Annotated in this window: 12 protein-coding genes and 1 tRNA gene; 7 read left to right on the forward strand and 6 right to left on the reverse strand. The window is 55.1% G+C overall.

What is annotated here, in order from left to right; translation table 11 throughout:
* The first annotated feature begins 166 nt into the window (after positions 1-166).
* Positions 167-243 (forward strand) — tRNA-Arg (locus Q0N43_RS11080).
* Here the strand turns inward: Q0N43_RS11080 and Q0N43_RS11540 are convergent.
* The 5 genes from Q0N43_RS11540 to Q0N43_RS11100 form a co-directional block, all read right to left on the reverse strand.
* Positions 199-675: a helix-turn-helix domain-containing protein gene (locus Q0N43_RS11540; RefSeq protein WP_366845967.1), complete on the reverse strand. Its 477-nt coding sequence runs from the start codon at positions 673-675 to the stop codon at positions 199-201. The genes Q0N43_RS11080 and Q0N43_RS11540 overlap by 45 nt on opposite strands.
* A 293-nt stretch (positions 676-968) precedes the next feature.
* Complete coding sequence (locus Q0N43_RS11085) at positions 969-2,348, reverse strand: ATP-binding protein (protein WP_295446354.1); 1,380 nt, start codon at positions 2,346-2,348, stop codon at positions 969-971.
* A 76-nt stretch (positions 2,349-2,424) separates the two neighbouring features.
* Positions 2,425-3,825, reverse strand: a complete 1,401-nt coding sequence (locus Q0N43_RS11090) for a hypothetical protein (protein ID WP_295446336.1) — start codon at positions 3,823-3,825, stop codon at positions 2,425-2,427.
* Positions 3,826-3,843: 18 nt separating this feature from the next.
* A complete protein-coding gene (locus tag Q0N43_RS11095) occupies positions 3,844-4,554 on the reverse strand; it encodes a response regulator transcription factor (RefSeq protein ID WP_295446338.1) in 711 nt (236 codons plus the stop codon).
* Positions 4,555-4,792: 238 nt separating this feature from the next.
* Positions 4,793-5,371 (reverse strand): OmpA family protein, encoded by a 579-nt coding sequence (locus tag Q0N43_RS11100; RefSeq protein WP_295446340.1) that lies wholly within the window; start codon positions 5,369-5,371, stop codon positions 4,793-4,795.
* 225 nt (positions 5,372-5,596) lie between these two features.
* On the opposite strand from Q0N43_RS11100, the gene Q0N43_RS11105 reads away from it, so the two are divergent.
* The 3 genes from Q0N43_RS11105 (at position 5,597) to Q0N43_RS11115 (ending at position 8,460) form a co-directional block, all read left to right on the forward strand.
* Complete coding sequence (locus Q0N43_RS11105) at positions 5,597-5,965, forward strand: surface-adhesin E family protein (protein WP_295446342.1); 369 nt, start codon at positions 5,597-5,599, stop codon at positions 5,963-5,965.
* A 402-nt stretch (positions 5,966-6,367) separates the two neighbouring features.
* Positions 6,368-6,955, forward strand: a complete 588-nt coding sequence (locus Q0N43_RS11110) for a hypothetical protein (RefSeq protein WP_295446344.1) — start codon at positions 6,368-6,370, stop codon at positions 6,953-6,955.
* A 164-nt stretch (positions 6,956-7,119) separates the two neighbouring features.
* Positions 7,120-8,460 carry a CsgG/HfaB family protein gene (locus Q0N43_RS11115; RefSeq protein ID WP_295446346.1) on the forward strand — a complete coding sequence of 447 codons (1,341 nt, stop codon included), beginning with the start codon at positions 7,120-7,122 and terminating at the stop codon, positions 8,458-8,460.
* 184 nt (positions 8,461-8,644) lie between these two features.
* Here the strand turns inward: Q0N43_RS11115 and Q0N43_RS11120 are convergent, their stop codons facing one another.
* Positions 8,645-9,025, reverse strand: a complete 381-nt coding sequence (locus Q0N43_RS11120; protein ID WP_295446347.1) for a hypothetical protein — start codon at positions 9,023-9,025, stop codon at positions 8,645-8,647.
* On the opposite strand from Q0N43_RS11120, the gene Q0N43_RS11125 reads away from it, so the two are divergent.
* The 3 genes from Q0N43_RS11125 to Q0N43_RS11135 all read left to right on the forward strand — a co-directional run.
* The gene (locus Q0N43_RS11125; protein ID WP_295446349.1) at positions 9,006-12,149 is read left to right on the forward strand and encodes a hypothetical protein; all 3,144 of its coding nucleotides are present in this window, start codon (positions 9,006-9,008) and stop codon (positions 12,147-12,149) included. The two genes, Q0N43_RS11120 and Q0N43_RS11125, sit on opposite strands and share 20 nt — an antisense overlap.
* A gap of 153 nt (positions 12,150-12,302) precedes the next feature.
* On the forward strand, positions 12,303-12,923 hold the full coding sequence (locus Q0N43_RS11130; protein ID WP_295446350.1) for a hypothetical protein: 621 nt from the start codon (positions 12,303-12,305) through the stop codon (positions 12,921-12,923).
* Between the two features lie 189 nt (positions 12,924-13,112).
* Positions 13,113-14,055 (forward strand): autotransporter-associated beta strand repeat-containing protein (locus Q0N43_RS11135; RefSeq protein WP_295446352.1); only part of this gene is annotated, 943 nt, incomplete at its 3' end.

Raw genomic sequence — 14,055 nt, forward strand, 5'->3', positions numbered from 1 at the left:
ACGCGGGTTCAGGCTGGGCCAATCATTGGATCGGCCGGCGCAACCGACCAGCAAAAGGGCAAGAACAAGAGGCTGGGCCATGCGGTGCATGATTTATCGCCTAAAACGGCAAGGAAGAGGTTGCAATGCCCCGCGCGCATGGCTATCAGCCCGGCCTTCACGGTGTGCGCCCGTAGCTCAGCTGGATAGAGCATCAGACTACGAATCTGAGGGCCGGGCGTTCGAATCGCTCCGGGTGCACCATTTACGTACCAAACCACTAACAGGGATTTTCCCGTTTAGTGTGGTACTGATAGCTTTCTCTAGGCTGGACTTCTCTCCAGCATGGGGTGGCGCCCATTCACGATGGGTACCTAAATCGACAGAAATCCTGGGCTTTCCATCAAGTATACCGAGCAGGTCTGCATACCGGATGCGGACAGCTCGTCCGATGCGTGAAGCGGGCAATTGGCCTGTGCGAATGAGGCGCGACACATTGCGATCGGACACGCGAAGATATTGCGCTACTTCTGCTCTCGTCAGTAGGTCGGCGGGGTTGTCCGCCGACACTTGTGGCGTTGCTGCCTGAGCCATAGGCTCAGGCTTTGCGTATACCCACGCGGTTAGGTCCGCGCGACTAATGGGTGTCGAAGCAGCCGGAGTATGCGATGGCTTTTTGGGATTTTTGTAAAGCATGAGGAAGTTTGCCAGATGCCAACTATTACTTCATCGGCGTAACGTGGGGAACTTGATCGGGGGTTTTGCGACAAGCTATATTTCAAGCTGGTACCGCCAAATTCGAAGCAATCAAGAGATTAGCTGATAAGCCCGTCCCGCCAACATGACAAGCTTTCTGTTTCGCGTAACGGCAGCTTTGCGTCCAAATTCAAAAATTCTTAGATGCACAAAAAGTGCCCTTGAGGTGCATGACTTGTGTGTCTCGTGCCAGCCATAAGAGAATAAGGCGGCAACAATCATGGACCGCGCTTTTAGTCCGGGAGAAAAAGTTCAAATGTGACCGTCGCGTTATCGTGAACCAAAAAAGATACCGAGCCGCCATGCGCCTCTGCCACTTTTTTTACGAGATATAGGCCGAGGCCCGAGCCACCGCCTTTGGCCCTCGCCCCACGCCTATGGCGCGAGAAAATGGTTTCGTCCAGAAAATTATCCCCGCTTAGTTTACTTGTCACATTGAAAGAAGCGCCGAATAAATCTTCACGCTGGAGAATGCAAAACTGGACTAGGCTGTGTGGGGGCGAATATTTCAGGGCATTGTCCAGCAGGTTTCGCAGGGCAAGGCGAACCAGAACGGGATCCATATTAACAAAAACTGGCTTAGCGTGAGAATTGATTTCAATCCGCGGAACCAGGTTAGTCGGGCAATCCGTTTTTGCGAGCCGAGCGACATCATATGCATCAACCGACCGTGGCGTGATATTGGCGTTCTCTTCCAAAAATGATGCCCCAAAAATGGCGTTCGAAATGGCCAGGGTAACGGCATCCAGCACGTCATTCGCACGGGCAATGGCCAGTTTTGATTTGACCGCCATGGGTGTTTTGGCTTTGACTGCATAGTCAAGGGCTTCAAGTGCCGCGCGGGCATTGTTGATGGGCTGGCGCACCACATGTTTTAAAAGGCCCAACGTCATGAGGCGCTCACGCGCCAAGTCGGCCAGACGATTTTCTTCTGCCGACATTCGCTTGCTGTTTTCAAAAAATCTTGTAGCGCGGCGCGCTGCAAAGAGCTCTAACCGAAGTGGGCGTCCAATGATCAGATTGAGAAACCCGATCTGCATGCAAAACGACGAAAAGATTAAGATCTCAAGTCCCAGTGTGTTGCTCGAAGGGTCGATATCAAACCCAGCGCCATCTCTGGTGGCCGACACGATCCAGGCACGCCATAGGAATAGCAAGGCACATGCGCTTAAGCCAAAGATCAAAGCCTGTTTGCCCCAAAACCATCGCCAAAGGGGGTTCTTGTGGCAGACCCACCCGGTGAGCCAGAGAATAACGCCGCCGGCAGCATACCCCAGCGCCAACGGTAGCCATCCAAAAGGCAGGGCGGCGCTCATCAACATTACCGCAACGGCGGCCGCAAGAATAATGTTGGGTCTGGAGTAACGTGACAATCTCACCCTGGGTCCCGCTAGGGCAAAGTAAGGCAGGATAATGGATGCGCCGCTCAAAACGTAACTGAAAAAATTATACTGTCCCGAGTAGGTCGTTTCCACAAAAACAGATGGGATCAGCATTGCAAATGCTGAGCCTGCATTTGAAAATATCCATAAAATAGATTGATAATATGTTGATTTACTAATAGAAAAATAAATAATTATTGAAAATGCTAATAAAGAAGAAGCATAAAGCATACTCAAATTTAATATTAACGCATTTGGATTCATTTAAGTATTACCATTTTTATGTTAAAAAATAAATATTTATAAATTAAAAAGATAAAAATAAATTAAATACCACATTGTCATCATCTTTTTGTTCGATCGACATATCGCCATAGTGGTAAGCGGCAACTCGATCTGCGGCAAATAATCCTAAACTGGTAGTCGCCGGTGCTGAAGTATCGGTGAAGCAGAGTTCAGTGTAGCACGGAAAAGTAGGCGGTTCTTGACTGCCTATCTCGAAAACAATTGAGAATGTGGTACCGATCTTAACGTCATCGACATCTATGGAGGCCCTGATGTCGCTGTCGATTTTCGCGAGGGACAGCGCATGCTCAAACAGGTTATGCAAGGCTACACGCAAAAAAATTGGCACGCATTCGACGAAAAGACTGTTTTCAGGCTGCGTTAGGACAATGCGTTTTTGCATCGCATGGCTACAATCCAACCGCGCCATTTCCAAGATTTCGAACGCGCCGACTGGGTGTCGATCCCATTCCTTACCCCCTACGCTCAGCACGCCTAGGAGGATTACATTAGACAGGGCCAGTGTGATGCCATCCAGCGAGGCGGCGGCGCGTTCCAAGGCATGCTCTGCATCCTTAAATAGCGCCGATGAACGCTCCAGTGCGGACGAGATGGACTGGAGAGATGCCTGCGCATTGTTCATCGGCGTACGGACCTCGTGCGTCAAAAGTTCAATAAAAGCAAGTCTTTGCTCTGAGGTGTCCGTAAGCTTCTTGGACTGCTGCATAACATCTGTCGCCCGCACCCAAGCCCTTAAATTCCGACGATCTCGGAAAACCACAATCTTAGCCTGCTGCGCAAAGAGCATACCTGTAAAGCCCAATTGGAGGAAAAAGGAAATGGCGACCACTGCTGCTGCAGAAAAAATTTGTATCTTTGAACTGCCGCCAAAAGTAGTGTCTGCAGCGAATGGGTGAACGGTGAAGGCGCGAACCGACAACAGTATAGCGGCGAAGGCCAACCCTAACGTTAGCACATTGAGTGCTGTTTGATTTGAGGCTGCCCAATATCTGTTTCGCCTTAAGGCTAGGATGGACGCGAGCGTAATTGTTAGCGCGACTAATGAGACAATAAGCCCACTGTAATCTAAAAAAATGTCGTCAAGGGTGAGTGGCGCTGCGGCGATTGAGAGGATGATCAAGCCCTTACTCGGTCTGTCCCTGAGAAAGCCCTTGGTCTGAAAACTAACTGCCGCGTATCGAAAGATACCCCCAAGCAAAGCCAAAAAGGCAGAATAAGGTGCAAGATATGGACTGGACAAATTCAATAAGTTCTCCGGTGCTAGGGTGAACGACAGCGCGATTAACGTGCTTGAGCATATCCACAAAATCACCTGCATTCGATTGTCTTGCCGGATCAACACTAACTGGCATATTGTGAAGGCCACTAACTGACCGAAGTACGCGTAATCAATCGAACTCAAGAATTGGACTTGGTCCACTTAGCCGCCGTCTCGGTTATCGATCACCTCAACCGGTTCACTGATTTGATAGCCAAGCCCGTGAACCGTTTTCAGAGGTGAGGGCTGATCCGTGCCGTTTTCAATTTTTCGCCGCAGTCGAAAGATAGCTGAATCCAAATTCCGGTCGTCTATGTTCTGCACAATCCCGGCGGCGTCAGCCAAATCCTGTCGTGACATTGGATTGTCAAAGTCAGCGCACAGGCAGCTTAAAATCTTCAATTCGACCGGCGTCAAATCAACGGTTGTTCCGCTGGGTGCAACGAACTGCGAGCGGCGACTATCGAGCCTCCATGGCCTGCTGGCAGTCGATTTAAGCGCTGTGCGGCGGCAAACGGAGGCAATTGCGTTATACACCTGATCAAAGCGCACGGGTTTGTTTATGAACATGTCTGCGCCCGCGGTGAGCGCGGAGTTGAATGCGTCTGCGCCCATGCGGCCACTAATCACCAGAATGCCCGCAGATGTTTGGCCCCTGATCAAGGTAATGAGATCGACGCCGTCGATCCCAGGAAGTCCCAAATCCAAAATGTAGAAGTCAAATGATGACATTCTATTGGACTTCAGCAAAGCTTCCGCAGTCGCAAAGCCGGCAGATAAAAGCTCGCGGACGCCAAGATACTGGCCAAGAAACTCAACAAAGTCATTATCGTCGTCGACGATGCAAATATTTTTTGGAGCATTGGGGATCATGACTTGTCAGCTCCAGCCATCTGAAAATTTCCGCTAACCTTCGGCGCAAGCTTCGTCAGGTCTAAACACAAAATACGCGCGCGGTCAGTGCTAGCTTTAGTCGTTCGCATAGTCATAGGCGGGTGTCCAGTGCAATAAGGTTAGGCGATAAAAGACAGTTGACCGTTCCACAATCAGCGCGCTCGCAAACGCCTTAAGATAGGACTGCGTAACATTCTAACTGTACCACGAACGAAGGTCACTTTTTGATCGTCACCACAACGCGGCGATTGGCTGCCCGACCTGCAGAGGTCAGATATGAGGCGATTGGCGACCTCTCGCCGCGAGAAATGGTCGACATACGGTTAAGTGCGACGCCCTGTTCACTAAAAAAGGTGCGTACGCTCTCCGCACGGCGCAGACCTACAACGTCATTTCGCTCGGCCGAGCCGACAGCATCTGTGTGCCCCTCAATTTCGATAAAAAGGTTACGGTTGCTGCCCTTCAGGCCAACTGCAAGTTCGGTGATCCGCTGCTTGGCAGCCGCATCCAAGATCACCGATCCTGTAGCAAAGAGGATAGTATCCGTCATGACTGTTTCGTAAAGGAACTTACCTTCGGCTGTTTTTTGAGCAGTTTGAGCCGTTTTCTCGGCGGCCTGAGCCGTGCTCAAGGCCACCTCAGCAACGCCCTCGACCTTCGTTACGCGTTCCGCCAATGCAATTTCAACGGCCAAGCGCCTTTGCTCTAGCTCGGGAATCATTTTTACTACCTGACGCTCCGTGGCGCAGGCGTTGGTGAGCAGGCATATCGCCGCAGCCGCGAAAGTTTTTTTCATGTGAGCCTCCGTTTGAAGTTTTCGTTAATGAAACGGATTACTCGAGTCAAACAGATATTAAACATATATGGTTGCGCGCAGTAAAAAACAGTTATTGACTAGCGGGCATGGGATTACATAATGGACGTAAGATTGAACCGATGATAATCGGCCCAAGTGCGCTGCCCCAGTCTGCGTGGGCTCACACTATCCATTTACTTCGGGTTTATTCAAGGGATTGAAAAAATGCGAAAGTTTCTAATTTTCTTGGTGTGCCTGTCGTCGACTTCTATCGCATCTAGCCGTGCCCCCCAGGCTGACTGGCGGATTGTTAACTGGAGCGACGACGTCCTGCTCTATGTTGACCATAGCAGCATTCAAAGGTCGAAAGCCCTCGTTGCCTATTCCGCCAAGATCGTCTTCTTGAAAGATGCGTCGTTGTCGGAGATTGTCTCTAAAACTGAAGTACATTGTGATACAAAGATGTCCAGAAACCTGATGGTTTCTGCAGTCTCGAAAGCAGGCCGAGCGACCACTGAAAAGGCGAGCCGCGTTTGGCGTGCGGTAGAGACGGGCACCAATGTTGAGCGGGAAATGCAGAGCGTTTGCCTGTAATAATTGGTTTTTGTGCACCCCCAAGCCGCGGCGCCTCGGAGGTTTTGGGTGTAGGTGTCGCCGGACAGTCTGTGTCGTCTAGCGCATTGCGATGCCTCATTACTCCACGGCTTAGTGCGGGCGCGCCATGATCTTAATTAATCGCGGCCACTGCCAATGCCTCGCCATCGGTATCCCACCATGTGGCCTCGCGTCGGGCCTGGCCGACCGAATCGCGTTCCACGCCTTTCCAGATTAAACGCGTCGGCATAGCGGGTCGCACTGATGTTTTTGCGGCCATTTAAGCAGAATATCATCAAATATAGCATTATTCTGACTTTATATCATTTAAAAACAGTATGCTTATAAAAAATATGAAAATATATCTTTGACATCTGATTAGATCTGATTACTAAAGTCGTGTTGATTGATGTAACCCCAATCGGGATGAAGACGATGCGCAAAACTATTCATCTGTCAGTTATGGCAGCCATATTAACAGGCAGCTCCGTTGCCCATGCGAATGGATTGAACGAGAACACGGCGTGGCAGTTTCAGACGACGGCCGAACTCGCGAACCGCGCGTACATTGAGGATTTAAGGCGCAAGCAGGAGTCGGGCTTCTACAACTCGCCGGTGTACAACTCCTTCATCGACAATCAGAACAACTTCAATTGCTCGAACGCTGCAAATGCCTCCGGTAACGCTGGAACCAACTCCACCACGGCGAATACGCCGAATAGCTCGGGTGCGACCGGCTCAGCCAACGGCAACTCAAGCTCGGCAAGCACATCTGCGATGCAGCAGCCTTTTGAAACTGTGCTGAACAACGCGCAGAAGAACTCCGGCCTCGTCGCCAGTGACGTGATGGGGGACAGCCTTGCGTCGGCATCTAATAACCTCACAAGGCAGGTACTGAATTCTGCGCAGGACAATCTTGGCGTGCAAGACGCCAGCGTAAACGGCTCCAATGCTTGCGCGTTTGCAAGCGTGACCGGCGTCTCCAAGTAAATTGTGCCTCGCATTGTCTTCCGGACCCCATCAAAATGAACCCGCGACGATGGTCCCGCTCGGGGCGTCCAATTTTATTGGCTTCGGCGGTATTTTTTCTGGCCGGATGCAGTCCCTCGATGATCGGCGTTCAAACGCAGCGGATCGCCCCAGGTGAGGCACCGATGCAGATAGGGACCCCCGTCCGCAACAATTTGACGCCAATGGAGGCGGCGCTTGGCTGCTATGCAAGATCGCTCGCGGCCAGCGGACGCGCGCCGTTGGTGATTGGCGTCGGTGAAATAAAAGATTTCACTGGCCGATATTCGATCAACGAAGGCAACGTCATCACGCAGGGCGGTTCGCTAATGCTCTTTTCGGCGTTAGGCAAGCTGGGCGGCACTGTCCGCATTGCAGAGCGCTACGATAGCACGATTGCGGACCGCGAGCTGGGCTACATGGAGCGCCGCCAGCTGGGCGATGGCGCGCAGCACGAGGTCGACGGAAAAAAAGTGCCGTGGGTGCCCTATTATGGCGGAACCATTCAAGTGTCCGACTACTATATTGCCGGCGGCATTTCCGAGGTGAATTACAACATCGCCTCGCGCGGCGCGGAGGCATCGCTGAACAATATTGGCGCCAAGAGCCGCACATATACCCAAAGCGTGGCCATTGACCTACGCATTGTGGATACGCGCACGCTGCTTGTTGTCGATGCGATTAGCCTTTCAAAGCAATTCAGCGGCTATGAGGTCGGCGCGAACACATTTCGTTTCTTCGGCCTGGGACTGGTCGACATCAATGTTGGCTCAAAGGGCCAAGAGCCTTTGCAACTCGGCGTTCGGGCCGCCATTGAAGAGGCCGCTATCCGCCTAATTGGGCGGGTGACGGCAGTGGACCCCATGCCCTGCCTCGCGCTGCGGACGCAAGAGGTTCAGGAGCAAACGTCTGAGGAAATCTTCGCGCAAATGACCCGCGACGGGCAGGTGGCCATGGACGGCAACGCCCCTGTCGGCCCGATGGTCGAAGCGCCGTCACAGCCGATGTTGCCCGCAGCTCCAATGTCTCAAGCCCTTGCGACTGCGCCACCCAATCCCACACCCGCGCCGACCGCAACAGACGTGCTTAGCGCGGCGCCAAGGGCGGCGACGTCGGAGAAGAAGTCTCTGAATTCTGACACCAGTGGCCAGGCGGAACAGGCGGGCGAGATCATTCAGATCCCGTTCGACATTAACGATGCCAACCTCTCCGTCCCAGCGCAGTCCATCTTGGACCGACTATCGACCGCGCTGGCGCGGGGGCCTGTGTCCCTCGTGCTTGTCGCGCGGGATTCGGAAAAGCTTGACCCCGCACAACGGGGACGGCTGCTTGACCAGCGCCTCTCCAGTCTCGTCGCCGCGCTGTCCAGCCGCGGCATCCCTGCAAAATCCCTGTCGATGACGTGGCGGCCCGCCGCCATGGACACGACGATTTATCGGGATGGACCAGGTGTCCAGCTGCTGGCGCGTATAAAAATTACCAAATGATTACATTATCTAACAAAGGGAAGAAGACCATGTCATATTCAACATCAAACAAGATTAAGCTTCTACAAAGCGCGAGTGCCCTCATCCTCGGCGCAACTGCAGTTACAGCCCAAGCGCAATCTGTAGGGACCACTGCCACTGACGTGACCTTGGCCAATACGGTGGATGCGTTGGTGGTTGTCGATCAGTCGGTGTCTGCATCTTCGGGCACGACGGCTACGGCAAACGATTCCAACGACACATCGGGCAACGGTGTCACTGTGACGAACAGCAGCGTGTCAATCATCGACAGCACCATCACGGCAACCGCAATCAACAACACGTCATCGCCGTCGGTCAATGATTCCGGCGAGGCTGTCACTATCACGTCTTCGGGGATCTCGGTCGAACAGGACAACTTGTCCTCGGCCACCGCGCAGACAGGATCTGGCGGTGCGAATGGTACCCAGGTGAAGATATTAACCGGCACGACTTCGAACTCGCCGTTGACCATTTCAGATGCGGTTAACCGTGCATCTGCAACGGGCAACACGGCCTCCACCGCGGTGAGCACCACTGATTTCACAACCAACTCAACCGAAGCAACTCTGGGCGCGATGCAGCAGAACACTGGGGTCGCCGACGCCACGCCAGCTATCAACAACATTTCGGTTACGGCGACGGTCAATGACACTGACATCAATCTGACAGCAGGCGCCACAACGGCCAGCGATCTGACCGTGAGCGGCGGCACCGATGCCGCCGTCGCCACCGCCAACAGCCTGACGCAGCGTATGACGCTCGATGGTACCACGCTGACATTGGGCACGGTTAGCGCCACTGCTGAGACAGTTGGCACCGATACCGGCGCGACCGGTCAGGCACTTGTGAGCAGCCGCCAGACCAACACTTTCACCGATGTGTCAGCCGCAAACACGTTATCTTCGGTGACGCTCGTTGCCGGCGTGACTGAGAGTTCGTCGCTTGATGTCAACAGCAACACGCAGGCTGCAACTGCCACCGGCAGCTCGGCAGGCAATGTATTGGCGCTTTCGGGCACCACGGTTGGCACTGGCGCGGCCATTGTCAGCACCCAGACCAGTGACGCAGAAAGCACCGTCACTGCAGCCACCACTGGCCAGGCCGGCATTACGGCGACGTCCTTGGGCGCCACGACGGCGTCATCAGCATCGCTGACGGACAATGCACTGCAGTCGCGCGCGACAGGCGGAACGGTAACCAATACGCTCACGGCCGCAGGGACGACCATTACCCTTCAGGCACCGGATGCCGTCGCGGCCGCGACCATTTCGGCGGGTCTCGAAGGAACGGTGGGCGGCGCATATGCAACGCTGAATGACCAGTTGATTGCGGGCAGCGTGACGGCAACCACCAATGCGACTGCCGCGGCGACAGCTGGCTTCACTGTCGGCGTTACCGGTGAGGTTTCAAACGGAAGTTCCATCAACAACGATCGCAACGCCATGACCGCGCAGGCGCAGGGCGCTGTGGCCGCAAATACTACCACTTTGTCCGTCGGCGGAACTCTCTCGCAAGGCGCCACGGTCGTTGGTGCAATTGCGAATGCGGCCGTCATCGCCAACATCCAAGCATTGTCAGACGGCGCTAACATCGCGGCGCTCGTTCAAACAGTGTCAGATTCCGGCGATACTGCCATGTTGACCAGCGTCGGTGGCGCGCTCAGCAGTTCATCAGTGTCGACCTCCAACAACCGGATACAGGCCTTCGCGGATGGCGCTTCGGCCACCAACGCCCTGACCGCGTCGGCTACCACGTTGACAACAGCTGCCAACACATCTGGTGCGACATCTGGTGTGCCCGGCTCGACGGCACTGACTGCCGACGCCGCCTTTGCGGTCGTCAACCGCCAAGATGGCGGCAATGGCACGGTCAAGGCTGAGCTCAACGATCCAATCCCGCTTCGGACTGAGATCGCGGGTGCAACGTCATCGTCATCCGTGACATCCACAGGTAACATGCAAGATGCCTTCGCCACGAGCAACAAGGCAACCAACAGCATCACGCTCGCGGCTACGACGCTCACCAGTGATGGCGCTGTCGTCAATAACCAGAACAGTGACGCGCGAGTGTCGTCAATTATCGGTGCGGACACCGCTGGGCTTCCTGGAGCCGTAGGCGTAGATGCGGGCGTTATTGTTGATTTCAACGACGCGATTTCGAGCAGCAACATTGCCGTTACCGGCAATATGGTGCGCGGTTCCGCAATCAGCAACGTCGGCACCAACACGCTGACGGCATCGGCTACCACGCTGACGGGTGACGGCACAGACGCTAAGGCAACGGCAGATTCGACCATTGGCACTCAGGTGACCAATGCCGATTTCAGCCTTGGGAACTCCCAGACACTGGATACCAACGCCGCTTCCACAACCAAAGTTTATGCAACCTACGGCGTCGACGTGCTCTTCGATGCGGCCGTGACGGACTCGCAGATTGCAGTGTCAAACAACACGCAATTTGGCGAAGCCTTGGGCAACTCGGCGACCAACAGGGTTCAGCTGACGGCGGTCGATGCAGGCGCCACGGGCAATGATCCGACGGCGGCACTGAACAATGTCCAATCGGGCACCTCAGTTACTGGCGCCACGTCGGAAATGTCGCTCTATGCCAATATGGCTTCGTCTGGTTCGTCGGTCGCCCTGAACGGCAACAGCAATACATCCTTGGGGGCAATCAACAATGCCGCCAACACCGTGTCTGTGTCGGGCTTGGCGGTTGATGGTTCGACTGGCCTTGCCAGTGTCAATGTGACGACCAATGTAACAACAGCGGATTATGCGCTGAACAATAGCCAGAATGCGAGCGGCACGCTCACCAGCACGGCGGAGACTACCGCCTATAACTTGGACCGGACAGATACAACCACTACCGCCACTACCGGTATCTTGAATGGTTCAGCTTCCTTGTCACGAAACACAACCACGGCGGAAGCGTCATCCAACCGCGCGACAAATAGCCTTGCGGTCTCGGCCACCGACATTGGTGCAACGGCCGCGCTTGGTAACGAGCAGTCGAGTGCTGCCGGTGTTACCGCCACGGCGTCGAGCAGTACGTACAAACTTGAACTGACCACGGGTGTGGCTTCTACCTATGCAGCAAATGGCAGTAGTGTCGCCGTCGAAGGCAATACGACCACGGCTTTGGCACGCGGTAACTCGGCCTCGAACGCGCTTAACTATAACGTTAACGTGGCCTACACCGGTATAGCGACTGACCCCACCTTTACGGCAACCACTGCAGCGTCCGCCGGGGCCGTTGTCTTGAACGCGCAAACAAACACTGGTGGCGTAGCTGCGATCGCTAACTCCGTTGCTTATGCAGTGGGGCTTGCGGGGACGGGTACGGGGATAGCAACGACGCCGGTGACGGCCGGATCGGCGTTGAATTCCTCAGCCTCGCTCAGCAACAATACGACTTCTGCCGTAGCCTTTGGTAACGCTGCCACCAACACCCTGACCATGGCGACATGGAGCGCGGGTATCCCGTCCAGCGCGATATCGAGCAATCAGGTCAACAGCGGTCTCGTCACGGCAACGGCAACAGGCGTGGGCTTCACCATGACCCCGAGTGGGCCAGCTTCGGGCAGCATGTTCCGCAACAGCGGCAATAGCATAAGTGCTCAGGCGATTGGCAACAGCTCGGTCAGCACCATCGGTGGTGGCAACTAATCCCTTGGCCGGACGGCGATACCGCCCGGCCAAGCCCCGGTTCCTGCTAGAACCCCCAGCATGAACCACAAACGACTTGGGTGGGGGGCTGAGGCCCCCCACCACTTTTCGTAAAAACGACAGATTAAAGGCATTGCTTCGAAGGAGGTTAAAATGTTCAACAAGTCAAAATATCTGCTGACATTAGCAACCCTGGTTGCTGGCGTTCTCACTGCAAGTCCGGCGGCAGCCGACGGTCCAATGACTGGCCATCAAGGCCAGCAGCAGGGCAGTCAGCAAGTAAACAGCGGTGGATCACGCCACAGTGGATCATCGAGCAGCCAACGCAACGATCAGAGTTCCCACGATAATCGCGGGGATGGCCGACATAATGGCGGTGCTAACGGACGTGGCTATGGCCACGATCGGGGTCATGACGGCCGAGGTTATGGTTACAACCATGGTTATGATGGTCGCGGTCACGAGGGACGTGGCGCCCGGTACAATCCTGGCTATGACGGTCGCGGCTACAGCGCCCGGGGATATGGCTACAACCGTGGCTATGACGGTCGTGGTTATGCGGGGCGCGGTTATCCTGGTTTTGGCGGTTGGGGACAACACTCCGTCCATGGGCTGCCCGCCTATCGCGGCTGGGGATATGGCGTGGTTGTCGTGCCAGTCGTCATAGTCGTACCCGCCTATCGCGGCTGGGGCTATGCCGGCGGCTACCCGGCCACTGTTGGCTATCGCGGTTACACTGGCAATTGGGGCTACAGTAGGTTCCGCCGCGATTAAACTTTAGCGGACAAGGGTTTTCTCGCCCCAAGCGCCTAAGATCCCAAGCGCCTAAGATGACGCCGGACTTCATGACATATATTTCGAAGACGTCTTTTACAGCCGACCCAACATACACGTTGAATATATGACTACCCACTTAACAACTCTTCCGAGCAAAATGCATTGGTCTGTCAAATTATGGCAATTATGAAAACATCTGACGACGCGCGCCATGCTGCCGGCTGGCTCCTTCTGCGCGGCGGGCGGATGACCAAGTGGAAGGGTCGCGTTGTCAGCATGTCGCCCCATATCGGCGCTCTATCGGCGGACATTTCGTTGTCGGCGCTTGCGGTATCCATGGCGCTGGGCAGCGGACTGCTATTGGCACCTATGGCCTCGGCGCAAACGGTGGTGCTATCTGGCACAAATAACAACACGACCAGGACTGAGGCGGGCGCGCCTTTGGTGGTCACGACAGATCCCAACGGCTACAGCGTTCAGACAATAGCCGGGGACGGGCTCGTGCTCAACGGCACAAATGGTTTAAGTCTTACCGATTCCAGTACTTCGACGATCACGGGCGCCACTACTGGCGTTACGGCGAACAACTCGGGCGGCACGCTGTCGGTGACGGTCTCCGGTATAGTATCGGGCGGCACTGGCGCGGGCATTGCAACCCAGTCCGATGCGGGTGGCGCGGTGGAGATCAACCTGCTGTCAGGATCGAGTGTCAGCGCAACCTCTGGGGTGGCGATTTCGGACGGTGTCGGCAATGCGGTTGTGACGCTCAATGCGGGCGCAGGAGTTACGGGCAGTATCGCGCTAGGGGATGGTAGCGACACGCTCAACATCGCCTCGGGTGTAACTTTGGCGGGGGTAACATCGCTGAGTGGCGGCGCAGGCTCTAATGATACGCTCAACATCAATTCCGGCTTGTCGGGCGCAGTGAGCAATTTTGAAGCTATCAATGCCGACACAGCCGGGGGTAGCTTTACGCTCGGCGGTGTGGTGAGCGGTGGCGCTCTGACCAAGATCGACGACGGCACGCTGTCGCTGACCGGCGCCAACACCTACACCGGCGGCACCACGCTTAGTGGCGGCACGATCCAGGTCGGCACCAACACGGCGCTGGGCACAGGCGCGCTGGCGA

The sequence above is a fragment of the Sphingorhabdus sp. EL138 genome (assembly GCF_945882965.1).
Taxonomy (GTDB): domain Bacteria; phylum Pseudomonadota; class Alphaproteobacteria; order Sphingomonadales; family Sphingomonadaceae; genus Sphingorhabdus_B.